We start from the raw sequence: 25,702 nt of genomic DNA, 5'->3' as shown, positions 1-25,702 counted from the left end.
GGCGTACGTGCTCCGTGAGATCCTGCCAGGTAGGACGGCACTAGCTGTCTCAATCACTTGGCGGATCCGCCAAGTGATTTGAGACCCTACAGCGATGTAGGGTCACGCCGCGGACAACATGTCGATCTTGTGCGACCTGCAGGTCCAGAGGCTGTCTCACGGTGATGTCACCATGATCAGTCTCAGTCTGCGTGTTCCTCCGATGCTGCCGCAGTATGTGTGGTGAACGAGCAACTCGTGGCGGCGCTTGCCGAGACTGAGGCGCCGTTCCGGACGCTCGTTGATGACTCCGGCTGGGTGCACGCGAGCATGAAGGGCTGGTGCTCGACCAAGGCCAGTGGCGCTCAGGTCGTTTCGTCGCGTCCAGCCGTCATGGTGAGCAGCAGGGCCTGTGCCTCGCCCAACAGGTGCCCCGTCTCTGCGTGGATCAGTCGTGCCTGTTCGGCGTGGTCGGCGCCTGGCCGGTGGTCGCCTCGGTGCACATGGACCGCAGCGAGGGCAGCGTGGGCGTGGCCCTCGTGAGGTCGATGGCCGGTGTGGCGGGCCAGGTCGAGTGCCGAGGTGGCGTCATGGACGGCGGACGCCAGGTGGCCGCGGTGGTGGTGGACCGCCGCCAGGCCGAGCAGTGCTTCTATCCGCCCTTGTCGGTAGTGCGAGTGGTCGGCGGCTGTGAGTGCGTGTCGGTGCAGCGACTCGGCTTCGTCGAGCCGCTCTCTGAAGCAGTGCATCGCGGCGAGTGTGTTCTGTGTGTCGACCGCGACGGCGTGGTGGCCTTCTGCGGCTCCCACTGCCTGTTCGAGCAGGATTGCAGCCTGGTCGTAGTCGCCGCGGAGAGCGACGAGCCTCCCTCTCACCCCTAGGTACCAGGCGGTCTCGTAGCCAGCCGAGACCCGTCGAATGTGCGGAGCCGCCGAGTCGAGGAGTTCCTCGGTCTTCTTGAGGTCGCCGAGGTGCAAGTGGGTTTCGGCCAGGCCCGTCAGTGTGGCGCCGCGTCCTCGGTAGTGGCCGGACGCGTCCTGCGCGGCGCGTGCCCTGGTGAGGTAATCGAGCGCTTCCGTCGGGCGGCCGAGCCTCAGCGTGGTCATCCCCAGGTTGATCAGGACAGAGCCGGTGTGGATCAGGCACGTGGATTCGGCGATGGCGATCTCGTCGGCTCGACGCAGGTGTTCCAACGCTGCCGGCAGAGTACCGGTGTAGTAGTGCAGGGTGCCGAGATTGGACAATGCGGTGCACCTGCCCAGGGGCCAATCGGCGCCTGTCGCTCCGGTCAACGCCGACTCGAAGTGGTCGACCGCCGAGGCGTGGTCGCCCCTCATTAAGTCGAGCACGCCGGCGCTGTTGTCCATCGCGGCCACCGCGTGTGGGTTGCCGTCGGTTTGCGCGGCATGGCGGGCACAGCGGACGACGGTCTCCCACTGCGCGGTGTTGCCCCGCAGGAAGTACCCCTTCAACCCGTCGGTCATCTGCCAGGCCAGTCGGTGCTGACCGGTGGCCGAGGCCAGTCCCACGATCGCCGTGATGTTGGACGCCTCCACGGTGAACCAGGCCAAGGCGGCAGCGCTGCTGTCGAAGGACATCGGCTCGTGGCCTGTCCATGAAGTGCTCCCCGGCAGGCGGACCCTTCCGGCATCGAGGATGTCCGCGGCGCTGTCGACGGCGATCGCGTACCAGGTGAGCAGACGGTCTACGGGGTCGCGTCCGTCTTGGACGGCACGGTCGGCGGCATACAGCCGGGTCAGCTCGTGCAGCGCGTAGCGGCTGGGGGCAGGTTCTTCGACCAGGCTCGCAGCCACCAGGTCCCGCAGTTCGCGCTCGGCCTCGGCGAGGCCGGTGTCGGCGAGCGCCGCGACTGCGGGTGCGGTCGTGTCCGGTCCCGGCACCAGCTCGAGCAGTCTGAACGCCCGCTGCGTCGACCGGGCCCTGGCTGCGTAGGACAACTCGATGGCGGCGCCGACGGCCGCGGTTGGATCGCCGTGCAGCTCCAGCGCGGCGAGCCGGTCGCCGCCGCGCAGCGCGGTCGTGTAGTCGCCGATCGAGCGGTTCGGCTGGGCGGCGAGGTGCGCGGCGGCGATGCGGAGGGCGAGTGGCAACCCACCGCACAGTGCCACCAGGTCGTTGGCGGCTTCGGGTTCGGCGGCGACGCGCGTCCCGCCGATGATCCGGTCGAGTACCGCTTTGGCATCGTCGAAGCCCAGCACGTCCAGCCGCTGTTGCCGGGCACCCTCGTGTGCCACGAGGCCGTCGAGCCTGTTGCGGCTGGTGACCACCACGGTGCAGTCCGTCGTGCCCGGCAGCAGGGGACGAACCTGACCTGCGTCGACGGCGTCGTCGAGCACGACCAGCATCTGCCTATCCGCCAACGTCGAGCGGTAGACCCCGGCCGCGCCGTCCACGCCGGCGGGTCGCCTGATCGGCGCGACTTCGAGCGCCTGCAGTAACTCCTCCAGCGCCTGCCTGGCTGTCAGCGGCGTTCCGGCGCTGTGTCCGCGTAGGTTGACGAACAGTTGTCCGCCGAGGAAGCGGTCCCGGTTGCCGTGGGCCCAGTGCAGTGCCAGTGCCGTCTTGCCCACGCCCGCAGTGCCGGTCAGGACGTGCACTACCGGGCTGCCGTCGACCCCGTCATGTACTCCACCCATGACGCTCAGCTCTTCTTCCCTACCGACGAAACTCCGTGGCACAGACGGCAACTGCGCGATACCGGTGGCAATCGGGCGGACCTCGGATCGCGAGCGGCGCCGAGGGTGGATGCCGCGCTCCGGATCCACCCCGTGTCCGGAGCCGCCGGTCAGGATCTGGCCGTGCAGGTTTCGCAGGGCCTCGCCGGGGTCCGAACCCAGTTCCTCGACCAGTCGCGCGCGAACCTGTCGGTAGTGCTCCAATGCGTCGGCCGTGCGGCTGGCCTGGTGCAGGGCCAGCATGTACTGGCCGGCCACTCGCTCGTCCAAGGGGGCCGCACTGGACTGCTCGGCCAACCTGGCCACGAGTTGTCCGCCGCGGCCCAGACGTAGCAGGACGTCTGCCAGGTCGTGCTGCGCGGCCGATCGTTCCAACTCGAGCCGGTCACGTTCGGCATCGGCCCACTCGCCGTCCACGCCTGTCAGAGCCTGCCCCCGCCACAACTCCAATGCGAGAGTCAGCGACCGAGCGGCCTGTTCGTCGTCATCCGCATCGGCGTTGGTGCGCAGATCGCGGAACCGGTGCAAGTCCACCACCGGCTCGGTCGTATCAGTGGTCAAGACGTAGCCGCCCGACCGACGCACGATCTCCACGCCGTCCGCACCGGCCAGCACTCGGCGTAGCCGGGAGATGTAGTTGTGCAGCGTCGATCGCGCCTTCGGCGCCACATCGGTACCCCAGACCCGTTCGGCCAGCCGATCCACCGGCACCACCCGCCCGGCGTCGACCGCCAACGCGACCAGCACGCATCGCTGTCTGGGCGTGCCCAGGTCCACCGGCCGCCCATCGACCTCCGCGCCAACCTCACCTAACAGACGCACCACTACCACGCTCGCCGCCCCCTTCCCCTGTTGCCCCTAGGGCTACAGGCATAGCGACCTGAGCAGCGCAGTACAGAAAACCTGGGAGAAGTTCACACGATCGGACCCGCATCGTTCCCATGGGCACCGAACCGCAGCACGAACAAAGCCCGTGATCGTTACTCGGGACTCGTGGGTTCGAACTCCGACAGGGAAGTGGAACAGCACCGGAACGCCCGACACCGACGACCGAGGAAGGAATACCGCACACGAGTATACGGAAGGACCCGGGATCCGTTCCCGCCCGTCGACCACGACATCGCTACAGATCAACGAGAAGGAGGGCGGAATTCGCCGGGGCGGTGGAACGACTCTCGGATGTCTCTACCGGGCATCGTTGCGAACTCGACGAAACAGCCCGGACGACAGGTAGAAACCAGGAAACTTCAGAAGGGATCGACATGCGAGTTAAACGGATGATCGCAGGATTGGCAGCCGTAATCACTGCTGTTCCCAGGCTGAGTCTGGCAACAGCCGGCTCTGCTGCAGTTGCGGAGAGCGGCACCCGGCGTGCTTGCGGCAAGAGTCGCGCGAGGAAGGGCGGCGTGGCCGTGGCGGCGGTGGCGTCGGTTGCCGGGATGGTCTTCGCGGCGGCACCCGCCACTGCCGCCGAATACCCAACCAGCACCTTCTCGATCGTGGACGGGGCGAACTACTACAAAGGCACGGTCACCTGGTACAACCGGTCGGTCGGCGTCGCCGGAACGTTCAGGGCCGTCGACTGCCGTCGGGTTTACGGGCGGGCGTGGGCAGGCAGCACCTCACTGGACTTCCAGAGTTCCAGCACCTGGTGTAACAGAACTGGATCGGCACCGATGAGCCTTGACGCGAACGTCACCGGCGGGGCCAACAAGGTCTGGCTCTACATGACCGACGCAGCCGGGACTTTCATCAAGGGACAGACCTGCTACCGCGGCGTCAGCAACTGCGTTGACAAGCTGTACTAGACCCACCGTTCAGCCACCCCGCAGGCCGAGAACGTGAAGGGCGTCCAGCGGACAGCAGGCAGTTGAATAGAGCTGAGACGGTACCCGCGACCGCGCACGGGCGTCGAATCCGCCAAGTAGGCCCGGATAACTCAGCGACCAGTCGTCCGGGCCTACTTGGCGGACCTCAGATCAACCCTAAGGTCCCGAGCGGTCGCCACAACCGCCGAACGGCATTCACCAAGACTGAGCTGGGCTGACAGCGGGCTGGCCGCGATCACCGAAGCTGTCAAGATCCGGCGTCGGCTGGCCGAACAACGTCCAGAGGTGCACGCTGCGGAACTCGCGGCTTCTCAACAAGTAGCGGATTGGCAACTGATCGATCTCGGCGACACCTCGTAGCTGTGAGATCCCTAAAACTGCATGCCGCCTCATTGAGGACCGCAGGAAGCGCGAACGTTGGCGAACGAACGCACATCGGCATGAGCGTGCGAATGGAGAGCTGGTTCTCTTCGAGATGTGGTTTTTCAGCTGAGGGTGGTTGTCTTACCGATCATGCTGCTTGTCCTCCTCTACCTGTCCGGTAGTCAGTTCGAGGGCGAACCGGCGTGCATTGTCGTTGGGATCGGAACGTGCAAGGTCGTGAATCACGTCGCGAGCGTCGGCCGGCCATGCGGTTCGCGGCCACTGTTGGAACGCTGTCAGCGCCATGTTCCGGTTGCGAGTAACCGGGCTGTGCAGTCCTGCCAGCAGCAGATCGGCTCCGGTGCCCGGATGGTCGCGCAGGGCTTGCAGGGTCCAGTCCAGCGCATTGTGGGCGCGCCATTGCGGGCCCATTCCCAGCTCATCGGCTGGCCCGGTCGTGATCTGGTCGATCGGCAGGAGGGTATGTGCCAGGTCTGCCAACTGCTGAGCACGCCCGGTGTCTGCCTGTTGCCAAGCGTGGAACCACCCGCTGCCGAACGGATCGGTCTTGATCTTCTCGAGGTGTGCGTCGAAGGTGTCCATGCCCCGGACACGGGCAGCACGGTCTGCCAGGGAGAACTCAACGGGGTCGTCTGATGCCAGCCCCTCGGTGATGCGGCCGATCCATGAATCCTGGCTCAGGATCTGGTCACTGGCGTGCTCGAAGGCTTGTCGGCGGGTGGCGGTCCAGCCGTTCTGGCTGCGCTGGTCCCACCCGGTCTCGCGGGCGAGGAAGGAGCGGATCGTAGCCACGGTTGAGAAGTCCTGAAGGGTCTGCGCCCGGGTGGTCATCGTGGCGAGAAACGCCTCCACGGCGTCGGCGCCGGACTCGTAGTCGTCGACGTCTTCCGCCGGTCCACCCGTGATCAACGCTTCCAGAATTTCACCAGCGGAGGTCAACAACCCCCGATCGACCGTCTCACCGCGCAGAGCTTCGAGCAGACCTCCGGTCGTGGCGGCAATGCAGGCCAAGTACTCGTACATGATGGAGTTTCGGAATCCCTCACGCAGGATCCACGAGCGAATGTCCGGATCGGTCGTGTCCCGCAATCGCTCCACGCAATGAATCCGGCCCCAGCCATCCACCGACGCGGCCAGCGCCCACAACTCCGACTCCGGGGCGGGTAGCCCGTTGGAGATGGCCACTGCGCAAAAGAGGGTGAACTCTTCGTGTGCGCCGAGCGTCCGCACGACGGCCACGTCGTCTCCGAGCCCGGTGACACCAAGCAGTGCGATACCCAGCTTGACCGGCCCTCGATCGGGGGCCGTGACGGCAAGCCACTTCCCGACCCTATGCAGCGCCCTCCCGTCCAGCCGCTCGCGGCCCAGCCTTTCCATCAACGCGTCGACGTAGTCCATGACGTCGTCATCCGTGATACCGGCATAGAGCTTGCGGAGCTGCCTGGCCGATGGCCGCTGGCACGCCGTCGCCAGCAAGCGTGCGACCTCAGTGGCGCGGTCAGTGCCGTCGGCGGATCCATGGTGACCGATGACCCCATCCATGGCACCAGGCACCCACCGAAGCCGATCGGACATCACCTTGGCGTCATCCGGCAACCCCACTTCTGCCGGCAGCCGCCCGGACGGATCAAGATTCCGGCGAATGTGCTCGTAGAGCGCAACCCCGGCCATCACCACCGGCAGGTCAACCGACACAGACGTCACTCCCCGCATATCCACGACAACACGCCATGGACGATACAAGTCCCGAACCTTGGCGTTAAACCAAATATCCCAGCCCGCAGCGTTACCGACGTCATCCTCAACTCGGCACATGCGCGCCTCGCGACAGCGCGGTCAGCGGCATGAGCGGACAGTCACGCGCCTCCTCGGATGGCGTATCCGCACGGCAGTAGCTGACCGTCGTCGATCTAGGCGTGCCCGCAGTGACCACCACTGCTCCCTTACACCTGGGTAGCCAATTGGCGAGGCACCCTTCCACCAGGCAAGTCCACTGGAACTGAGCCACCTCGGTGTGTCGACAACAACCACCCAGACGGCCAGTCTCATCTCCGCTTCATAAATGAACCGGGATTGAAGTCGTCAATGAGAAAATGAAGTCAGATTTGAGACCCTACAAAAGACCTGTAGGGTCTCACCGCCGATGACATGTCGATCTTGCGCGACCTGCGGCTTTCAGCTTGTCTCACCGCAATGTCACCAAGATCAGTCTCAAACTCGTGGCATTTCCGCGCCCGTGGTCGCCCAAGCGACCCCGCCTCGCGTGCGCCTGACCTGCGGAGTCTCACCGGCATGGGCGGATATGCCATCGAGATGACACGACGACTGAGAAAATGCAAGATCAAATGAGACCCTACAAAGACCCTGCATTTGTTTGTTCTCACCGAAAATCTCGCGATTTTCCGGCAAGCCCACTCAGGTCGAGTGGTTCGAAGTGGTCGGCCGAGAGGCTGGTGACGCCGTGGCGGGATTGGACGACTCCGTGGACCAGCAGGGCGGGTGAGCTGCGCACGATCTTGTGCTCCCGATCCCACAGGCGCTGGTTCACGACGATATTGAGCATGCCGGTTTCGTCTTCGAGGTTGAGGAAGGTGATGCCACCGGCGGTGGCGGGGCGTTGGCGATGGGTGACGGCTCCGGCGACCCAGATCGTGTCGCCATTCCCCGCCCGGGTGACGGCGGCGGTGGTGAGCGCGCCGCGGCCGTTGAGATGCTCGCGCAGGTACTGCATGGGGTGTTCTTCCGGGGAGATGCCGGTGGCCCACAGGTCGGCGGCGGTGATCTCGAAGGCGGTCATGCCCGGTAGGGCTGGGGCGTCGAGGCCGGAGGCGATGCCGGGCAGGTGGGTGTCGCGGCTGGCGGCTGCGGGTCCGGCGGCCCAGAGGGCCTGGCGGCGGTCCGGGCCGAGGGATTCCAGGGCGCCGGCGGTGGCGAGTGCCTGCATCGCGGGGGTGGTGAGGTCGGTGCGGTAGCCGAGATCCCGGAGGTCGGTGAAGGGGCCGTGCTGGTCGCGTTCGGTGATCAGGCGGGTGACAGGGTCGTCGCCGAGGTGGTGGATCCCGCCGAGGCCGAGCCGGATCGCGACCCCGCCGGTGCTGTCGGGGTCGGGTTCCAAGGTCGGGTGGGCGAGGCTGCGGTTGATGTCGGCGCGCCGGATCTTCACGCCGTGGTGGCGGGCGTCGGCGACAAGGGATTGCGGGGAGTAGAAGCCCATGGGCTGGGCGCGCAGCAACCCGGCGGTGAACGCGGCCGGGTAGTAGCACTTCACGTAGGCGGAGGCGTAGACCAGCAACGCGAACGACATGCTGTGCGCCTCGGGGAAGCCGTACCCCGAGAACGCCTTGATCTGCTCGTAGATCGTGTCGGCCAGCTCGCCGGTGATCCCGTTGGCCGCGGCGCCGGCGTAGAAGCGGTCCCGGAGCCGTTCCATTTTCGCCGCCGACCTTTTGGCGCCCATCGCGCGGCGCAGCTGGTCGGCCTCGGCCGCGGTGAACGACCCGATGCTGGTGGCCATCTGCATCACCTGTTCCTGGAACAACGGCACACCCAAGGTGCGGTCCAACGGCCCGGCGAGCAGTGGGTGGGCGTGCGACCATGCCTCGTCGCCGCGGCGGCGCCGCAGATACGGGTGCACCGATCCGCCCTGGATCGGGCCCGGCCGGATCAGCGCGACCTCCACGACCAGGTCATAGAAGGTGCGGGGGCGTAGCCGGGGCAGCGTGCCCAGCTGCGCGCGGCTCTCCACCTGGAGCACACCGATCGCGTCCGCGGCGCACAGCATGTCGTAGACCTTCGGGTCGGCGAGGTCGATCTGCCCGAGGTCGATGACGGTGTCGTGGTGCTCGGCGATCAGGTCCAGCATGTAGTGCAGCGCCGAGAGCATCCCCAGCCCGAGCAGGTCGATCTTGACCAGCCCGGCGGCCGCGCAGTCGTCCTTATCCCACTGCAGGATCGACCGGCCCTCCATGCGGGCCCACTCGACCGGGACCACCTCCGACACCGGCGTCTTCGAGAGCACCATGCCGCCGGAGTGGATCCCGAGATGCCGCGGGAACCCCTCCAACCGGGCCGCGAGCCCGAGCACATCCCGCGGGATCCCGTGCCCGTCCTGTCCGGCTGTCGCGGCGACGCTGTTCCACCGGTCGGCGGCCTTGGCGAACGCGTCCTGCTGACCGGGGCTGTACCCCAGGGCACGGGCGGAATCCCGGATCGCCGACGGCGCCCGGTAGGTGATCACGTTCGCCACCTGCGCCGCGTTGCGGCGCCCGTGCGTGTCGAAGACGTACTGGATGACCTCCTCGCGCCGATCGGACTCGATGTCGACCTGTTGACCGGACTAGCAGACGACACGCCGACACGAGGCCGCGTCTCATCAGAACCTTTCGGTACAACTCAGCTTCCTGATCATGAAGCGAGGAGTTGCCGTGTTGGATGGCTGCCACCGAGACGTCACGGCGATCCGTCTCCCGAGGTGGGGACGTGTCGTGCACGCGGCCGGCGTGGTGCCCTGGCTGGTCGTGGACCCCGACGGTGTTCCGGTTGAGGCCGTCCGTCGTTTTCTGGCTGACTTCGTCGCAAGGGGCAATCGTCCGAGCTCGGTGCGCAGCTACGCCTACGCCCTGTTGCGGTGGTGGCGCTGGTTGATCGCGGTGGAGGTCGCATGGAACAGAGCGAGTTCAGCCGAGGTGCGGGATCTCGTGTTGTGGCTGGGGCAAGCGGACAAACTGCGCAACTCGCCGCGCAGAGGCTCAGCGGCGACGGCAGGCACGGTGAATCCGTTGACCCGTAAGCGTTATCTCGGCGATGGATATGAGCCGCGAACTGTGCGGCACAGCAACGCGGTGTTGCGCAGCTTCTATGAGTTCTGGCTGGACTCTGAAGTGGGTCTGGTCAACCCGGTACCGCTGGCTACGCGCGGCCGCCGCGCCAACGCGCACCACAACCCACTGCAGCCCTTCCGTCCTGGTGGCAGGCTCCGCTACAACCCGAAGATCCCGAAGCGCACCCCGCGGGCTATGTCCGACGCGCAGTGGAACGCTGTGTTCAGCGCCCTGCGGTCCAACCGGGATCGCGCCATGCTGGCGATGGCGATCAGCAACGCAGCCCGCGCGACCGAACTGCTGGGAATTCGAAGTTGTGACATCGACTGGGGCGACCAGCGCGTTCGGGTGCGCCGGAAAGGCAGCGAGTCCGAGCAGTGGTTGCCGGTCAGTCCGGACGCCTTTGTGTGGCTCATGCTCTACCTCGCCAAACTCGGTTCCCCGCTGGAACCAGATCAGCCGCTGTGGCGGACCTTGCGCCGACGCGACCATGGACACGGGCTACACCACCATCCGGTGAACTACGACGCCCTCCGAGCGGTATTGCGACGTGTCAACGCCGCACTCGGAACCAACTGGTCCATGCACGACCTACGGCACACGTGTGCACTAAGGATGGCCAGAGACAAGAACCTGTCAATGAAGGACGTGCAGAACATCCTTGGCCACCAACACCTCTCGACCACCGCGGACATCTACCTCGAAGAAGCCGAGTCCGAAGTGATCGGTCGGGTTCAGCAGCATTTGACACATCGGGCAAGCCGCGTCTCGGAGAAAGTCGTGCCGCCGGCAGCCGGATACGACGCAGCGGATCTGGACGTGTTGTTCGGCGGCGAGGCGAAATGACGGAAACCGTGAACTCGCCACAGCGTCCATCGGCCAAGCCTTCACCACTGTTTCAGCTTCACGACAACCTCGCCAGCAGCGCAGACCGGGTTGGCCCGTACAACCATCTTGCCGCCGACGACGTCGAGGGCCTCCTGCCGACACTGCCGCTATGGGCGGATGCCGCAGACGGCACACGTTCGCTGCGGCGCTCCGGAACGCGCGCAGTACTCACCTGGCTCATGACCTGCCCCGGAGACGGATGGCAGCAGAGATGGCTCTCGACTGGCGTGGATGGCGAGAACAACACGACGTGGCTCGGAACTGCCAACCCCACGGACACTCGCAGCCTGCACACGATCCGTACCGAATTCTCGAGCGGAGTGACGACTTTGATTCTCTGCCGCGTTCTGTTGCCCAGCTACAAGTTCCTAGCCGTCTTCCACCCACCCGGCATGTGTGAGGAGTTGCTGCGAACGACCCCTCCTGACGTCCGTTCCTCACTCGACGAGCGCGCGACCGAACTGCGGATAGCGGCCCACCACGTTCGTGAGGGCCGGGGGACCATCGCAAAAATGAGCATCCACACCGGACGCGCGGTGGAGTCGCTGACCGCTGCGGATGTGCTTGCCTACCGAGCCGCGGTCCGCACGCCCGCTGGCCATAGCCGAGGTGCCCATGCCGCGTGGGACCTTCTGCGTGGAGTCGCTGACCTCGGCGAGCACGACACGCTACGAGACGCGATCAGGTTCGGCCAGCGGTCTATGGCAGACCTGGTCGATGCCTACAGGGTCAGGTGCAAACCAATACGCGACGTGCTTGTCCGCTATCTCGAGGAACGTCGCACCTCACAGGACTACAGCACCGTCGCCAACCTGACTGTCCGGCTGGTTAGGAACTTCTGGACTGATCTCGAACAGCACCACCCCGGCATCGACAGTCTTGCCCTGTTGCCAGAGGTCGCAGAGGCGTGGAAGCAGCGGCTGCGTGTGGTGACCCGCAAGGACGGCACAACACGGCCACGAAAGGCATATTTCGAGATTTTGCAACAGGTTCGCAGCTTCTACCTCGATATTCAGGAGTGGGCCCAGGACGATCCGAGCTGGATTACGTGGGCTGCTCCCAGCCCAGTGCGTCGCGGCGAGACCACCGGCATCGCCAAGGCAAGGAAAGCCACCACCGCCAGAATGCACCAACGAGTCCGAGACCGCCTGCCGAGCCTTCCCGCGCTGGTCGACCTCGCCGAACAACAACGCACCAACTACGCGGCCTTTCTCCAGACTGCTCAGACCGCCTCGCCAGGCGCAAGATTCAGCCATGACGCACAGCACTATCAGCGCGTCATCGGCACGTCACACCAGGCTGGCACTCGGCGAGATCAACACCCGGCGACCACGGTCGTCGAGAACCTGGCCACCGGCGAACGGGCCGACCTGACGCGCGCCGAGGACGAGGCGTTCTGGACATGGGCGATGGTGGAGACGCTCCGCCACACCGGTGTCCGGGCAGAGGAACTGCTCGAACTCACCCATCTCGCCCTGGTGTCCTACCAGCTTCCGGACACCGGCGAGATCATTCCGATGCTGCAGATCGTTCCTTCCAAGAGCCATGAAGAACGACTGCTCCTCGTCAGCCCGGAACTGGCCAGCGTTCTCGCGGCGATCATCACCCGGCTCCGACGACACAACGGCGGCACCGTTCCGCTGACCAGCCGCTACGACTCGCACGAGCGGCTCGTCGGGAGCCCTTTACCGCACCTGTTCCAGCGTAAGGTCGGCTGGCGCTGGAAAGTGCCCAGCCATCGTACTGTCCAGGAGTTGCTCAACCAACTGCTGGCCAAAGCCGGCCTGCGCGACACGGCCGGGGAAGCGTTGCGTTTCACACCGCACGACTTCCGCCGGCTATTCGCTACTGACGCGATCAGCGGCGGCCTGCCCGTCCACATCCTCGCCTGACTGCTCGGCCACGCCAACATCAACACCACTGCGGCATACCTGGCCATTTTCGACGAGGAACTCATCCGCTCGTATCGAGCCTACGTCGACCGGCGACGATCCGAACGACCTCAAGCAGAATACCGTGAACCCACCGACCAGGAATGGCAAGAGTTCCAACAGCACTTCCAGGTCCGCAAGCTCGAACTCGGCGAATGCGGAAGGCCCTACGGCACGCCCTGCCAACACGAGCACGCCTGTATCCGTTGCCCCAGCCTCCGGCTGGACCCCCGTGCCCGGCCTCGTCTGGCCGAGATCATCGTCAACCTCCGCGACCGTATCCAGGAAGCGAAACTCAACGGCTGGCTCGGTGAAGTTCAAGGCCTTGAAACCAGCCTGAACGAAGCCACGCGGAAGCTCGTCGCGCTCGACAAGACGCTTTCTCGTGAGGACAGGAGCCCGGTCAGCCTCGGCATGCCGATCATCACCGAGAATCGTGCTGGACGGTGACTGTGTTTCTGGTGGCGCGAACGGCGACTTCGGTGTCGGTTCCGCGCCGATTTTCGTAGAGTCTCAGGTTCGACTGTTCCGGGGTCGTGGACTGGTTGTGGCGCTGGCTGCCTTGTGACCGCGCTGATCATGAAGCCCGGCTCTGGATTCGTCTGTCCGTTGACAGACCGTCCCGGCATCTGGTGCTGCGCTGCCCACGGAAGTCCGACCCCGGTAGATTCAAGGCGGCAGGTGAAGGGACAGTGCTGGGCGGAATGTGCCCGTGTCGCGCAGTTGCTAGAGCTTGAGATCAATCAGGTGCTCTCGCTACGCGGAAAGTCCGACCTTGAAGAACGTAGCTCTACACGGGTGCCCGCCGAAGGCCTCGAGCATCACGATCGGGCTGGTGGACGTTCCCCGCTCGCCTGACTAGGTCGTGTCCTGTAAGTCATCGGAGCCAGAGGATGATGGCGGCGATGGTGAGTTCGGCCTGGTAGTAGGCGGCGCGTTTGGCGTAGCGGGTGTCCAGGTCGCGGAATTGTTTGAGGCGGTTGAAGCACCGTCCGACCACGTTGCGCTGTTTGTAGACCTCTGCGTCGAAGGCCGGTGGTCGCCCGCCGCGGGAGCCTTTGGCGACGCGGCGGGCGATCTGGTCATCGCGGTCCGGGCTGACAAACGTGATCTGCCGGTCCCGCATCGCCTGGCGGGTCGAGGGATGCGAATAGGCTTTGTCCGCGATCACCGTCTCCGGCCGGCACCGCGGACGCCCCGGTCCGATGCGGGCGACACTGATGTCGTCCAGCAGCGGAACCAGTTGCGGATTGTCCCCGGCTTGGCCCGGGGTGAGCAGGAACCGCATCGGCAAACCCCGTCCGTCGACAGCGAGATGGATCTTGGTGCTCAGCCCGCCGCGGGACCGCCCGAGTCCCTCCCCGTCGACGGTGAGGGCTTCGATTCCCTTGCCGCATCCCCTTTTTTCCGGGCCCCAGCGGAGTGCTGGTGCGCCCGGACCACACTCGAGTCCACCGAAATGATCCATTCGAGGTCCCCGACGGCGTCGTCTTTGACGATCACCCGGTCCAGGATCCGATCCCAGGTGCCGTCTTTGGTCCACAACCGCAGTCGTTCATGCGCGGTCTTCCAGGGCCCGTAGCGATCAGGCAAGTCACGCCAGGGAGCGCCGGTGCGCAGTTTCCACAGGATCGCATTGATCACCTGGCGATGATCCCGCCACCGACGGCCACCACCTTGCCGCGGCGGCAGCAGCGGCTCGATCACCGCCCACGCCTTGTCCGTCAACTCACTCCGACCAGCCACCGGGCACAACTACCAGACCCACAGCTCAACCACTTACAGGACACGCCCTAGCCGGCGTCGCGGACGAGTAGCGCGATCTGTACCCGGTTGGTCAGTCCGAGTTTGGTGAGTGACCGGCTGATGTGGGCCTTGACCGTGGTTTCGGTCATGCCGAGTTCCCTGGCGATCTCGGCGTTGGCCAGCCCCCGGGCCACCGTCCGGGCGACCTCTCGTTCGCGCTCGGTGAGAGCGGCCAGGCGTTCCCTGGCGGAGCGGGTGTCCGGGGCATGCGTGTCGGCGAAGGTGTCGATGACCCGCTTGGTGACGGTGGGCGAGAGCACCGCGCTTCCGTCCGCCGTCGAACGGACAGCGGCGATCAAGTCCTGCGGGGCGGTGTCCTTCAACAGAAATCCTGCCGCCTTCGCGCGCAGTGCACCGTAGATGTGTTCTTCGCGGTCGAAGGTGGTCAGCATGACGACCTTGGGTGGGTTCGCGGAACGATTGATCTCCGCGAGCGCGGTGACGCCGTCCATGCCGGGCATCTGCACGTCCATGAGCACGACGTCGGGCCGGTGACGGGCGACGGCGGTGACCGCCTCGGCGCCGGTTTTCGCCTCGGCGACCACCTCGATGTCGTCCGTGGTTTGAAGGATCATGCGGAGTCCGGTCCGCACCAGGGCTTCATCGTCGACGAGGAGCACCCGGATCATGCCGGAAGCTCCGCGACGACCAGGAAGCCGCCATCCGGTTCCGGACGGGCAGTGAAACGGCCACCCTGTGTCTCGACACGCTCGCGCAGGCCCTTCAGTCCGAGCCCACTGCCGGGCATCGCCGGCGCGGCCCCGCGCGGCGCGGTGTTCTTGACGGTGACCTGCAGCGTCGAGGGCTGATACCGCAGCACGATGTGTGTGGTGGCGGTGCGGGCGTGTTTGTGCACGTTGGTCAATGCCTCCTGGACGACCTGGTAGGCGATCTGGCCCACCGTGGTGGGCACTTCGCGCGGTGTTCCCTCATCGCTCCGTTCCACCGCGACGCCGACCGATCTGGACTGCTCGATCAGCCAGTCGAGATCAGCCAGCGTCAAACGTGGCGGGGATGCGTCCTGTCCTGCCTGCTCCAGGACACCGAGGACGGCCCTGAGTTGGGTGAGCGCTTCCTTACCGGTGACGCGGATGAGCTCGGCCTCGGCCGCGGTCTTCTCGTCGTCTGCGTTGATTTCCAGTGCCCCCGCCCGAAGGACCATCAGTGAGACCCTGTGGGCCACCACGTCGTGCATGTCCCGCGCGATACGCGCCCGCTCGTGTGCACGGGCTTGTTCTGTATGCGCGGCCTGCTCCAGCACCAGCCGTTCGGCGCGCTCGCGCAGCCCGGCCACCACCTGGGCCCGCGCGTCCAGCCACAACCCGATGATCAACGGAAACCACACGAACAGCGGCGCGCCACCGACCGAGGAGACGAAGTCGGCACCGGGCCGGGGCAGCACAGCCAGCAAGCTGGCGGCCACCGTGTACACGATCAGGTGCCGAGGCCGCCGGTACGTTGTCGCCGCGACACAGGACGCCACCGCCAGCAGAAACCCTGGTGACCGGATCCCCGCGTCGGCCGCCGCGACCGCGAACAGAGGCCAGTGCCGTCGCGGCACCATGCGGGCTGCCGCGGCGGCCATCAACCCGACCACCACAGCCTGGGCGTACACCGGCACCGTGGCGAACCCGAACCCGGGCGGCCTGGTGACCGGCAGGAAGGCGGCGCAGAACGCCGTGGCCGGAAGCACCCACCTCATCAGCCGTTCACGCATGCACGGATCCCACTCGATGAGCTTACGCATTTCACCAGCTCAGGAGCCGCAACGGCCGAGCCTCGCTGGTCGGACACAAATCGGCACGTAGCTCGGTGACCCGGTCCCGTAGCACCCGGACACCCAACGGCACCAATACCAGGCACAGGGCACCGTACTCGACAAGGTCTGCGAGGTGCACCGCCTTGAGCACACCTCCCCACAGCGTCCCCGCCCACAGCAGCAGCAGGCAGCGCCCAAGGCCGAACGTTCCCGACCGGAACGCACCGATCGCCAGCAACAGCATCCCGAGGTACAGGCACGCATGTGCCGTGACGGCGATGCGCCAGGGACCGTAGGAGATGTCCGCGTAGTTGGCCAGCACGAACTCGGTTGCTCGGTCGAGCCCCTGTGATTCGGCCAGTTGGAAGGCGGTGTGATCGACTCCGGCGCGCCACAGCCGCGCGATCAGGCTCATGATGACGAGAGTGCCGCCCCAGAAGGCGAGCACCGGAGCCCGCGACGCGACGACACGGGCGAGCGTGGCGAACGCCGGCCACAACAGAAGGGCGCCGATGGCGAAGCACGCGTATCCCGCCGTGACCAGAGCGGGTTTCTGCAGGTAGGCCGCCAACTGTGACGGAGCGGCGAACGTCTGCCGGGCGAACTTCGCCAACTGCTCATCCGTGAAGTCCGCCGACTGCAACGCCAGGTACCGCAGGAACAGTCCCATCCACCACAGGAGTGGGCCGAGCACAAGCGCCGCGCCCCCGATAACCCGGCCTGGGAACCAGACATTGCGATCCATCAGAGCCGGCGTTCGCCACCAGCGGCCAGACCCGGCGGGAACAGGCATTGAGTTCGTTTGTTTCATAGCCGACACGCTGGATCGCCGGGCGTCCACAACGCATCGTCCGATGGATACGCCACGTGTCTCTTTAGAAGCGGCCCATGATCCTGACAGCGCGCCGCTAACGCGCTCTCATGCCGATGAGCGGACGAGCCGAGCCAGGCAGTACCGCCGCCAGTTCAGTGGCATCATGCCTCGATTTCGCTCGCGGCACGCCTGACCGGCACCGTATCCTGCGGCGATGTTCGCTCCGGACGACGGCTCCCGGGCCACGACGCTGCTTCGAGCCCGACTTGGCTTGACACTGGAGTCGGTGACCGAAGAGTGGCACTGGTACCAAGGCAAGCAGAACGCCCTGCTGAGGTTCTGGTTGCATTTTCGCCACGCACCTGTTCTGCTGCTACACGGCACGGGCGATCTGCTTCACCTGGACGACTCAATGCCCGATAGCTCCTATGACATGGACGAGTACGGCGAAGGCAAAGTCGCTCCCGCTCAGGCACCTAACCTTCTCACGAGGTACGTCGGCTCCCGACTTCGCGATGCCACCTTGATCCGGCAGTCTTCCACGGAGCCATCCGTGGGCGGAGTTCTCCTCAGATTCGACGCCGGCGACTTAGCTGTCGCGTCCTCAGCTGACGAATGGCTGATCACCCCCGATGAGCTTCCTCACGACGCCGCACCGCACCACCACATCGAGACAGTGACGATCACCGGCCGCCCATGGCCCCCGCCGGCGAACCCAGCCTCCGCTCCGAACCGTTGATCACCACTGTCACTTAACCGAGCAGGCTGCTGCGACCGCCGCCGAAACCATGCACCACCAACGCACTCTCATGCCGCTGGTCGCGCGTTGCCGTTCCATCAGGCCGCCGAGCTGGCTGAGGATGCAACTCAAGGAGACGGGTCGGTCACGAGGCACACCTGCTGAGCTGGGAGCTGTCACCTCGATGGCTAGTCCGGTGAAGACGTCGATGTCGGGGTAGCCGTCGCGCTCGGGCGCGAGGAACCGTTCGAACAGCAGCCCGTAGCGCACGGCGTCGACACTGGTGATCCGCAACGCGAAACACACCGCGCTGTTCGCCGCCGACCCCCGGCCCTGGCAGAGGATCCCGGACTCGCGCGCGAACCGCACGATGTCCCACACGATCAGGAAATACCCCGGAAACCCCAGCTCGGTGATCACCCCGAGCTCGTAGTCCAGCTGCGCGTACGCGCGCGGCGCGTCGTCCCGGGTCCCGTACCGCTCCCGCGCACCGGCGTAGGTCAGCTCGCGCAGGTAGGACGCCTCGTCGTGCCCGCCCGGGACCGGGAACGGCGGCAACTCCGGCGCCACCAACGTGAGGTCGACCGCGCACTCCACCCCCAGCAGCGCCGCCCGCTGCACCGCACCCGGGTAGCGGGCGAAGATCTCCGCCATCTCCTCCCCCGAGCGCAGGAACTGCATCCCCGCCGCCGGGAGCCAGCCCTGCATGTCCTCCATGCTCCGGCGCGCCCGGATCGCCGCGACCGCGTCCGCGTACACCGCGTCCTGCGGGGCCGCGTAGTGCGCGTTCGTGGTCGCCACCGTCGCCAGTCCCAGCTCGGCGGCCATCCCCGCCAGCAGATCGTTATGTGTCGAATCCAGCGGCAGGCCGTGATCGATCAGCTCGACCGTGACCGAGTCCCGCCCGAACCGGTCCACCAGCACCCGCAGCTCCTCCGCGGCCGCCGCCGGCCCGGACTCGACCAGCGCGCGCCGTACCGCGCCCTTACGGCACCCGGTGAGTACCTGCACATGGCCACGCAGGTCCTCCACCACCTGATCCAGCTCGTACCGCGGGGCGCCCTTCTCCCCCGCCAGCTGCCCGGTCGAGATCGTCCGGCACAACCGCTGATATCCCTCCAGCCCGCGGGCGATCACCAGCAGATGCGTCCCCGCCGGATCCGCCACCCCGTTCTGCGGCTCCGTCAGCCCCAGCGACAACTCCGCGCCGAACCCCGTGCGGACACCGAGCTCTTTCGCGGCCTCGGCGAACCGCACCGCCCCGTACAAGCCGTCGTGATCGGTCAGCGTGATCGCGTCCAGCCCCAGCCGCGCCGCCTCCTCCACCAGCTCCTCCGGATGACTCACCCCATCCAGGAAGCTGAAGTTTGAATGACAGTGCAGTTCCGCATACGGGGTTCGGGCCAGCGCACCACCACCGTCATCCGACCTCGGCGTCATCAGGTCTGGCGGCGGCCCCGCGTACCCCTCACGCTTCCGCGACCACGCCGGCGCGTCGTTACCGTCACCCGCCGGTGGACGGCCCGACGCGATCCGTTCCAGCTCAGACCAGCTCGCCGGACCACCACTCCACGCCATCGACCACTCCACGACACACCAGAGGAGCCGTGGGGAAGACAGCACCAACATCGAACGCCTGTGCGATCGTGCGTCTTACCTGCAACTTTGTCAAATCCCGAATTGTGACGACAGTCGCTAGTTGGCATCTCCCAGCGCTAGTTGGCATGGAGGTGGCCGAGGCCACTCTGTTGTGACCGTGAGCAATATCTGTCACTTGTGAGCGCTTGTTGCCACAGACTAGGACGAGGCGGTCCTGGTGTACTGGGATATCTAGCCCAAGGCATCGATAGCCTCGTCCGCGCTCCAACGACGCGGCCGCGACGAGCCCGTTGTTGGATGCTGTCCGGTGCTGATCCTTGCGCTTTTGGATCGCCCGCTCCGGCCGTCATCATGCACTTCCTTCCGCACCCGGTCGCGCAGTGGTCTTCCGTGGAAGTCATGACGTGAGGGTCTCTCCGGTCACGCAAGGACTACGTCCCGATTTCTCGGGACCTTCGCCCCAAGCGACGAGCAGGCGGAGCGACGATGGTGGGCACGCGGCGCGAGCGGGCCAAGGCGTCGACATCGGCACCGAGCCCGTGCGCCGTCCATTCGGAGGTTGGTCCGAAGGAACGGCCAGCCCCCGACAGTCGATACTGAAAGGGGTTCGTGGTGAAGCAACTCTCGGACGAGCTCAACGAGCTGTCTGCGCGCGCGAAGAAGACCGAAGACGTCGTCCAGGCCGCCGTGGCCCAGGACCGGGAACGGTTGCAGGCCAGGCTGCACACGCTGAAGACCGCCGTCGAGAACCAGCCCGCGAAGGCCAGCGAGCGGATGGCGAAGGCCCGGGCCGACGCCAACACGAAGTGGCGCGAGCTGCACACCAAGCTGGACAGCCACTTCGCCGGCATCCGGGCCAAGGCCGAAGAGCACAAGACCGAGCGGGACACCCGGCATGCCGAGCACCGGGCCGACGATGCCGAACAGGACGCGATCGTCGCGGTCGACTTCGCGGTCTACGCCCTCGACCAGGCCGAATACGCCATCATCGAGGCCGCCGTCAGCCGCGCGGAGGCCGACGAACTGACGGCTCGGCACTGAAAACTCCCTCACATCCCGGCCGGCCCGGGCGTCCTGGAAATGCCCGGGCTCCGGCCTTTCGCAGGATGGAGCACACCATGAGATTCAGCACCACCGGGCTGGTGTGGCGGGGCATCCTCGCCATCCTCGTCGGGATCGTCGCCCTCGCCTGGCCCGGTATCACCATCGGCGCGTTCGTCATCTTGTTCGCCGTCTACACCTTCCTCGCCGGCGTCACGGAACTGGTGCTCATGGCCATGTCCCGCCGCGCCGGCCCGGTCCTCGGGCACCTGCTGTTCGCCTTGATCAACGTCGCCGCGGGTGTCGTCGCGATCATCTGGCCCAGCGTCACGGCGCTGGTCCTGGTCCTGGTGATCGGAATCTGGGCGATCGCCGCGGGGATCGCCGAAATCGTCATGGCGGTCCGCCAGGGCGGAACTGCGGGCCGGAGCGTGGTGTACACGCTATCGGGCTTGCTGTCGATCGCCTTCGGCGTGGTCGTCATGCTGCGCCCGGGCATCGGTGCCGTGGCCATCGCCCAGGTCTTCGGGCTGTTCGGCATCTTCTTCGGCATCTCGGCACTGGTGGCCGCAGCAGACGCCCGAGCGACGACCAGCGGACCGCAGGACACGACACACCGTCACGCCGCAGAGCAACACGGCGCGCAGCCCGGTCAAGCCGCCACCGGCACACTCGAGCACCCGCCCCAGCCGGACGCTCAGCACACACGCACAACACCGAAGTAGCCATCGTGGGGCGGCGCGGCCCGCGCTCGACCGCGCCGCTTCCCAGGTCTGCCCCACTGGCCCGCGCCGTCGAATCGTCCGGTGTGGCCTGCGGACGGCGGCCGTCCTAGCGGCACGGCCGCTGGCACACGCAGGGCGACAAACAACCGAAGGTTGACCGCCGCCGAGACGAACCACCGCCGACCACCGGCGAGGCCAGTCCTCCAGCCGCAGCCGCGCAGAGCCGTCGACGAACGACGACTCGCTCCACGCCAGATCCACCCAGCTGCACGCAAGCGGGGAGTTCAAACTGGCCACCAACATACGACACACCCGCCAGGTTTCGTGCCAAGCAGCACCTGTCGTTCATGCCATCCATCACCTGTACCCGACCGAGATACGCCACGTCAGGCGAAATCGTGGTGCCAACTAACAGCTGTCGTCACAAGAATGAGTGGAGTTGCATCTATCACAACAGGACTAACGCGCTACGTTTCAGCAGTTCGCAGGCTTGCCGACATTTCCGAGGGCGTCAAGCCGCGCGTCCAAGGTGGAGTGACGAACGCCGCCATCGGGCAGTTCGATCGACGTTTTGACTTTAGCCCGAACGCGTGAAGCCTACCGCAACCCAACGCCAGATCGTTGTGTCTGATGAAACATGCGGGAGATGGAGGACGACTTGGCTGGCACGGCCCGCATGATGCTCACTGAGGGTGTGTAGTTCCTTGATCCGGAGACGACGGGATTCAAGGCGATTCTGGAGGGCTGGGCGCGACGGTACTGACCGGCGTGATCGCTGACCTGCCGGAGGCAGTCGCCATCACCGCGACCGCCTTGGCCCTTGTCCGACCTGATGCGCGGCAGGATGATCGCCGACCTCCGCGCCGCCGTGCGCGTGCGGACCGTCACGTCTACGAGTTCACCGATCACGACACGACCGCGCCGCCCCCGTCCTCCGGGTGGGTCGCGAAACCGCCGAAACCCTGATCGACAAGGGGCTTCAGGCAGACGACTGATCCGCCGTCGCCGCGCGTGCCCGGTCCGGTTCGGACCGTTAACCTGGACCGCGCGAGTGTTCCGGGGAGGGCGTATGCAAGCTGAACCGCCAGTGGCTGAACTGTCCGAGGTCGAAGTCGACCTGGTACGGAGGCGGACGCTCGGTGGCCTCGACGACCTTGTGGTCCCAGGGCAGGTCAGTCTCGGGAGAACGGACGCGATCCGGCTCGGCCCGGATACACCGGGGGTGTCGGAGGAATTGGCCGCCCTGCTGGACGCGGAAGCGGAGGACCACCACTACTACCTTGTGCACCTGAGTTGCACTTTCCGCTCGGGTGATTCGCCGATCGTCAGTGCGTTGCTGTCCGTGGAACTGCGGCAGGCGCGGGTCGCCGGTGTGCCCGATCCGGTGGTGTGGTCGATGGAGCCCCTTCGAATGGCCACACCGGTGCGCCGAAAGCGGGTGGTGACACTCGGTCCTGCAGGGAAGTTCATCCCGGTGGACGGCGCCCTGGAACGAGCCACTGAGTACGAGACGGACGTGCAGCATCTGGTCGCGCAAGGTGAGGGGGAAAGCCAGAGCGAATGGGTGTTCACCGCTACCGCTGCGGTGAATCTCGTGGGTGTACACCACTTGAGGCTTGTGGCACGCACGTCCGCGAGAGTGGCGTGCCGTGCGGACCTCGCGCTGGCCGCGACAAGACGGGAGCGCCGGTTCGGCCTGGTCCCGTATCGAGCGGACATCCCGGCGTCAGTGCGGACCATCCGGTTGTCGGCGAGTTGACATGCAGGATCCTGCGGTCGGGCACCTGGTCGCGTTGCTGCGGCTTGTCCGGATCGGCTCGATCAGCGAAGGAGAGGCTCGCCGGCGGGTGCGCGAGGATCCCGGCTGGCTCGCTACGGACGACCTGCTGAGTCTGGCGTCAGGGGTATTGCGCGTCGCGTGGGACGACCGGCATCTGGGTTGCCTGCTGAGCGAACTCATCTACGAGTGGGCGGTCGTTTACGCCTCGGACCCGGTGGCGGTACGGGCGACCGGGCAAGTCTTCGTCCGGGCGGCGACCGAGGTGTTGACGTTTCGGGACGACGTCCGGCTGTATCGGCGTGCTGTCGCTGTGGCCGAGAAGATCGGGCTCGCCGACAGCCACGATCACTATTGGGGCGGGATGCTGCGCCTGGCTCCGTACGCCCTGGACCCGGTCAACATCGAGTACAAGGTCCACCGCGGGTTCCGTCGCCAGCAGGCGCGGTGGCGGGTTCGGCGCCTGTCGTCCTCCGGCGTCGCCGATCCGGATATGCCCGATGCGGCGACCGAGTTGGCCGCCGCCGTGAACCATTTCCGGAAGGCTTGCGTTGAAGCGAAAGAAGCCCACAGGGGCGCGATTCTCGCTCAGATGGCCTTCGCCGAGTACAGCAGGCACGAAGCAGGCGGCGATGTCGATCTATCCGTCGTGGATGCCTGGTGTACCGAAGCGATGACGCTGCTTCCCGTCGGCCGGAACGAACTGGCGTGCAATCGCCTGTACTGGCTGCTGTGCCTGCGAGGACGCAAAAGCGCCATGTTGTCGCGAAATGTCGTGGCGCCGCTTGTGGACACCATGCCGGACGGACCGGCGAGTACGGTCACCGCCGGTATGACCGCCATGCGGGCGCTCGGCGCGCTGGGACTCTCGCAGGAGCTCGAGCAGGTGATCAGGATGCTGGTTCCGCTCCTCGAGGACCCCGAGATGGAGAGTCAGCGCCGGTTCGCCGAAATCGCGATCGCCCATTGCGTCCCGGACGAGCTCCCAAGCTGCCTCGAACTGGAGCGGGCCGGCCCACCCACGGACGAGGACGAGGAAGGACTTGCCGGCTGGGCTGTAGCCTTGGGCCGGATCCACGCGCTCATCCATACCTACGACGCCTCCGATGGCCGGGCCGCCGAAGCCGTGCGAGAGTACGCCCCAGAACTGACCGACAGGCTCGCCAGGGTCTCGACGCATGTAGCCGCTTATCGGTCGCGTATGGAGCTGAACCACTCACCGGCCCGATCGGTGCCCGCGCTCATCGCCGCTGCCCGCGCGCTCGCCGAGTGGTCCCACACGGATTGGGCGACGTTCTCCCTCGACGCCGTCGCGCAGCTGCTGGAGGCCGCGTCGTCCGAGGATCTCGTGGACCTGGATCGCGGCGTGGTGGAAGACTTGACGGAACTCGGCCGCGACGTCCTGCCGTATCTGCCCGAGGCCGCGTGGTCGATCATGAACGACTGCCTCACCTCCTTGCTCGGCCGATGGGTCGCCGACCGCTCGATCACAATCGAGGCCGTGCTGAGCGTTCTCCAACAGGTCAAAGGCCGCGGATTGAGCGTGGCGCTGGCGGCTCCAGGCCCGATGACGCCGGATCCGCGGAACGAATGGCCGCTGACAGACCTGTCGACGGCGGAGATCGAACGAGACAGCCCGATCACGGAATTCGTCGACGACGAGATGTTGCTCAGTGCCTATCTGCAACCGGCAGAACGCGAGCCCGGCGCGACGCCGGCCGAGCAACAGCGGAACCTGCGTCGCCGGATCCAAACCTCCGACACCGACCGGCTGCTGCTCTCCACCGCCGGAGCGCCTGCCCGATCGCTCCAGGAGATCCAACGGGCGCTGCCCAAGGACGCGGTACTGCTCGCCTTGCTGGTCGGGGCCGCGGGGGCCAAGCTGACCCGCGGATATCACGGCATGATCATCACCTCCGACAAGGCCATGATCGCGGGCATGTACGACCCGGTCAAACCTGGACGGATGCTGAGCAGTCTCACGCTTCCCGGGGACGACCTCGAAATCGGTCAGACGGTCTTCTCGGACTTCGGCCGTGCGGTCGAGTCATTGCGCCGGGCAGTGACCGACGAGCCGCTGCATCGGGTGGTCACCCGCGCGGCGACCGCCGAGCTGCGGGATATCGCCGGCTACTTGCATGAGCCCTTTCTCCGTGCACTCGACGAGATCGCGGGCCCGCAGCGGGACCACCTGATCCTGTGGCCACACGAGTCGACGTATTTCCTGCCGTTGCATCTAATCCCGTTCGGAGACGGGATCTTCGCCGACAGATTCGCGATCAGTGTCATCCCGTCCACGGAATGCCTCTTCCGCCCGGCCGCAGCCGCGCCCGGCGGCGTGCTCGCGGTCGCTTCGGCCGCCGGTGGTGTCCCGGTAGGACTGACCGAAGAGCCTTCACTCCACGAACAAGCACGGCACATCGCGGCACTATTCGGCTCCGCCGCCCTTGTCGGCGAGGACGCCACTCCCTCCGCCGTTTTCAAACAGCTACCCGGTCGGCGATACCTCCATATCGCCGCCCATGGCCGTCAAGACGCGGACGCGCCGATGTTCGCCAGGGTCTATCTGGAGGGAACGTCGCTCCATGCCATCGATATTCTCCGGCAGGATCTGCGAGGCGTCGAATTGGTGACGCTGAGCGCTTGTGAGTCCGCCCTCCTGCGATACGACTTCCACGACAATTTGCACGGACTTGCCGCCGCGTTCCTGCGTGCGGGCGCACACGCAGTCGTCGGTGCGCTGTGGCCGGTCGCTCCGGACGTGGCCCACACCTTCTTCGTCCGGTTCTACACCGGCCTGCGTGAAAATATCGCGCCCGTGTCCGCCTTTCACAAGGCTCAGCGACACACCCGCGAGCATCATCCCAGTTATCGAGACTGGGGCGCGTTCATTTATCTGGGCGGGTAACCGTCGT

14 protein-coding genes and 3 pseudogenes are annotated in these 25,702 nt (G+C 66.2%); 8 read left to right on the top strand and 9 right to left on the bottom strand.

Annotated elements, in window-relative coordinates:
- Positions 1-344: 344 nt before the first annotated feature.
- Positions 345-3,452 carry an AfsR/SARP family transcriptional regulator gene (locus AC0685_RS14160; RefSeq protein WP_478226160.1) on the bottom strand — a complete coding sequence of 1,036 codons (3,108 nt, stop codon included), beginning with the start codon at positions 3,450-3,452 and terminating at the stop codon, positions 345-347.
- 629 nt (positions 3,453-4,081) lie between these two features.
- Between AC0685_RS14160 and AC0685_RS14155 the strand changes: the two genes are divergently transcribed.
- Positions 4,082-4,483 carry a hypothetical protein gene (locus AC0685_RS14155; protein ID WP_478225890.1) on the top strand — a complete coding sequence of 134 codons (402 nt, stop codon included), beginning with the start codon at positions 4,082-4,084 and terminating at the stop codon, positions 4,481-4,483.
- A 525-nt stretch (positions 4,484-5,008) separates the two neighbouring features.
- On the opposite strand, the gene AC0685_RS14150 is transcribed toward AC0685_RS14155, so the two are convergent.
- Positions 5,009-6,583 (bottom strand): hypothetical protein, encoded by a 1,575-nt coding sequence (locus AC0685_RS14150; RefSeq protein ID WP_478225889.1) that lies wholly within the window; start codon positions 6,581-6,583, stop codon positions 5,009-5,011.
- A gap of 685 nt (positions 6,584-7,268) precedes the next feature.
- A pseudogene (locus tag AC0685_RS14145) lies at positions 7,269-9,212 on the bottom strand (error-prone DNA polymerase); the annotation flags it as partial.
- A 160-nt stretch (positions 9,213-9,372) separates the two neighbouring features.
- Between AC0685_RS14145 and AC0685_RS14140 the strand changes: the two are divergent.
- Entirely contained in the window at positions 9,373-10,554 is a 1,182-nt protein-coding gene (locus AC0685_RS14140; protein ID WP_478225888.1) for a tyrosine-type recombinase/integrase, read from the top strand.
- Complete coding sequence (locus AC0685_RS14135; RefSeq protein WP_478225887.1) at positions 10,551-12,488, top strand: site-specific integrase; 1,938 nt, start codon at positions 10,551-10,553, stop codon at positions 12,486-12,488. Before AC0685_RS14140 ends, AC0685_RS14135 begins: the two co-directional genes overlap by 4 nt.
- Here the strand turns inward: AC0685_RS14135 and AC0685_RS14130 are convergent.
- The 5 genes and pseudogenes from AC0685_RS14130 to AC0685_RS14110 all read right to left on the bottom strand — a co-directional run bounded on the left by AC0685_RS14130 (position 12,435) and on the right by AC0685_RS14110 (position 16,762).
- Positions 12,435-12,848, bottom strand: a complete 414-nt coding sequence (locus AC0685_RS14130; protein WP_478225886.1) for a hypothetical protein — start codon at positions 12,846-12,848, stop codon at positions 12,435-12,437. The two genes, AC0685_RS14135 and AC0685_RS14130, sit on opposite strands and share 54 nt — an antisense overlap.
- A 556-nt stretch (positions 12,849-13,404) precedes the next feature.
- Positions 13,405-14,273 (bottom strand): annotated as a pseudogene (locus AC0685_RS14125) (IS5 family transposase).
- A gap of 47 nt (positions 14,274-14,320) precedes the next feature.
- Positions 14,321-14,962, bottom strand: coding sequence for a response regulator (locus AC0685_RS14120; RefSeq protein ID WP_478225885.1), 642 nt, complete (start codon positions 14,960-14,962; stop codon positions 14,321-14,323).
- Positions 14,959-16,080: a sensor histidine kinase gene (locus AC0685_RS14115; RefSeq protein WP_478225884.1), complete on the bottom strand. Its 1,122-nt coding sequence runs from the start codon at positions 16,078-16,080 to the stop codon at positions 14,959-14,961. The genes AC0685_RS14120 and AC0685_RS14115 overlap by 4 nt, the downstream gene beginning before the upstream one ends.
- Before the next feature lies 1 nt (position 16,081).
- Positions 16,082-16,762 (bottom strand): hypothetical protein, encoded by a 681-nt coding sequence (locus tag AC0685_RS14110; protein WP_478225883.1) that lies wholly within the window; start codon positions 16,760-16,762, stop codon positions 16,082-16,084.
- 430 nt (positions 16,763-17,192) lie between these two features.
- On the opposite strand from AC0685_RS14110, the gene AC0685_RS14105 reads away from it, so the two are divergent.
- Positions 17,193-17,645 carry a hypothetical protein gene (locus tag AC0685_RS14105; protein ID WP_478225882.1) on the top strand — a complete coding sequence of 151 codons (453 nt, stop codon included), beginning with the start codon at positions 17,193-17,195 and terminating at the stop codon, positions 17,643-17,645.
- A gap of 201 nt (positions 17,646-17,846) precedes the next feature.
- On the opposite strand, the pseudogene AC0685_RS14100 reads toward AC0685_RS14105, so the two are convergent.
- Positions 17,847-19,223, bottom strand: a pseudogene (locus AC0685_RS14100) (PHP domain-containing protein); the annotation flags it as partial.
- 633 nt (positions 19,224-19,856) lie between these two features.
- On the opposite strand from AC0685_RS14100, the gene AC0685_RS14095 reads away from it, so the two are divergent.
- The 4 genes from AC0685_RS14095 to AC0685_RS14080 all read left to right on the top strand — a co-directional run bounded on the left by AC0685_RS14095 (position 19,857) and on the right by AC0685_RS14080 (position 25,695).
- A complete protein-coding gene (locus AC0685_RS14095; RefSeq protein ID WP_478225881.1) occupies positions 19,857-20,285 on the top strand; it encodes a hypothetical protein in 429 nt (142 codons plus the stop codon).
- Between the two features lie 77 nt (positions 20,286-20,362).
- A complete protein-coding gene (locus AC0685_RS14090) occupies positions 20,363-21,010 on the top strand; it encodes an HdeD family acid-resistance protein (protein WP_478225880.1) in 648 nt (215 codons plus the stop codon).
- 1,087 nt (positions 21,011-22,097) lie between these two features.
- The gene (locus AC0685_RS14085) at positions 22,098-22,769 is read left to right on the top strand and encodes a hypothetical protein (RefSeq protein ID WP_478225879.1); all 672 of its coding nucleotides are present in this window, start codon (positions 22,098-22,100) and stop codon (positions 22,767-22,769) included.
- 88 nt (positions 22,770-22,857) lie between these two features.
- Positions 22,858-25,695 (top strand): CHAT domain-containing protein, encoded by a 2,838-nt coding sequence (locus tag AC0685_RS14080; RefSeq protein WP_478225878.1) that lies wholly within the window; start codon positions 22,858-22,860, stop codon positions 25,693-25,695.
- Positions 25,696-25,702 lie beyond the last annotated feature (7 nt).

The organism is Amycolatopsis sp. NPDC043889, assembly GCF_056435645.1.
The sequence above is the reverse complement of the archived record's forward strand: the minus strand, read 5'-3'. Positions and strand labels throughout refer to the sequence as shown.

Coding starts and splice junctions, on each gene's coding strand:
- AC0685_RS14135 (WP_478225887.1), top strand. CDS start 10,551: ATGACGGAAACCGTGAACTCGCCACAGCGTCCATCGGCCAAGCCTTCA.
- AC0685_RS14120 (WP_478225885.1), bottom strand. CDS start 14,962: ATGATCCGGGTGCTCCTCGTCGACGATGAAGCCCTGGTGCGGACCGGA.
- AC0685_RS14115 (WP_478225884.1), bottom strand. CDS start 16,080: ATGCGTAAGCTCATCGAGTGGGATCCGTGCATGCGTGAACGGCTGATG.
- AC0685_RS14110 (WP_478225883.1), bottom strand. CDS start 16,762: ATGGGACTGTTCCTGCGGTACCTGGCGTTGCAGTCGGCGGACTTCACG.
- AC0685_RS14090 (WP_478225880.1), top strand. CDS start 20,363: ATGAGATTCAGCACCACCGGGCTGGTGTGGCGGGGCATCCTCGCCATC.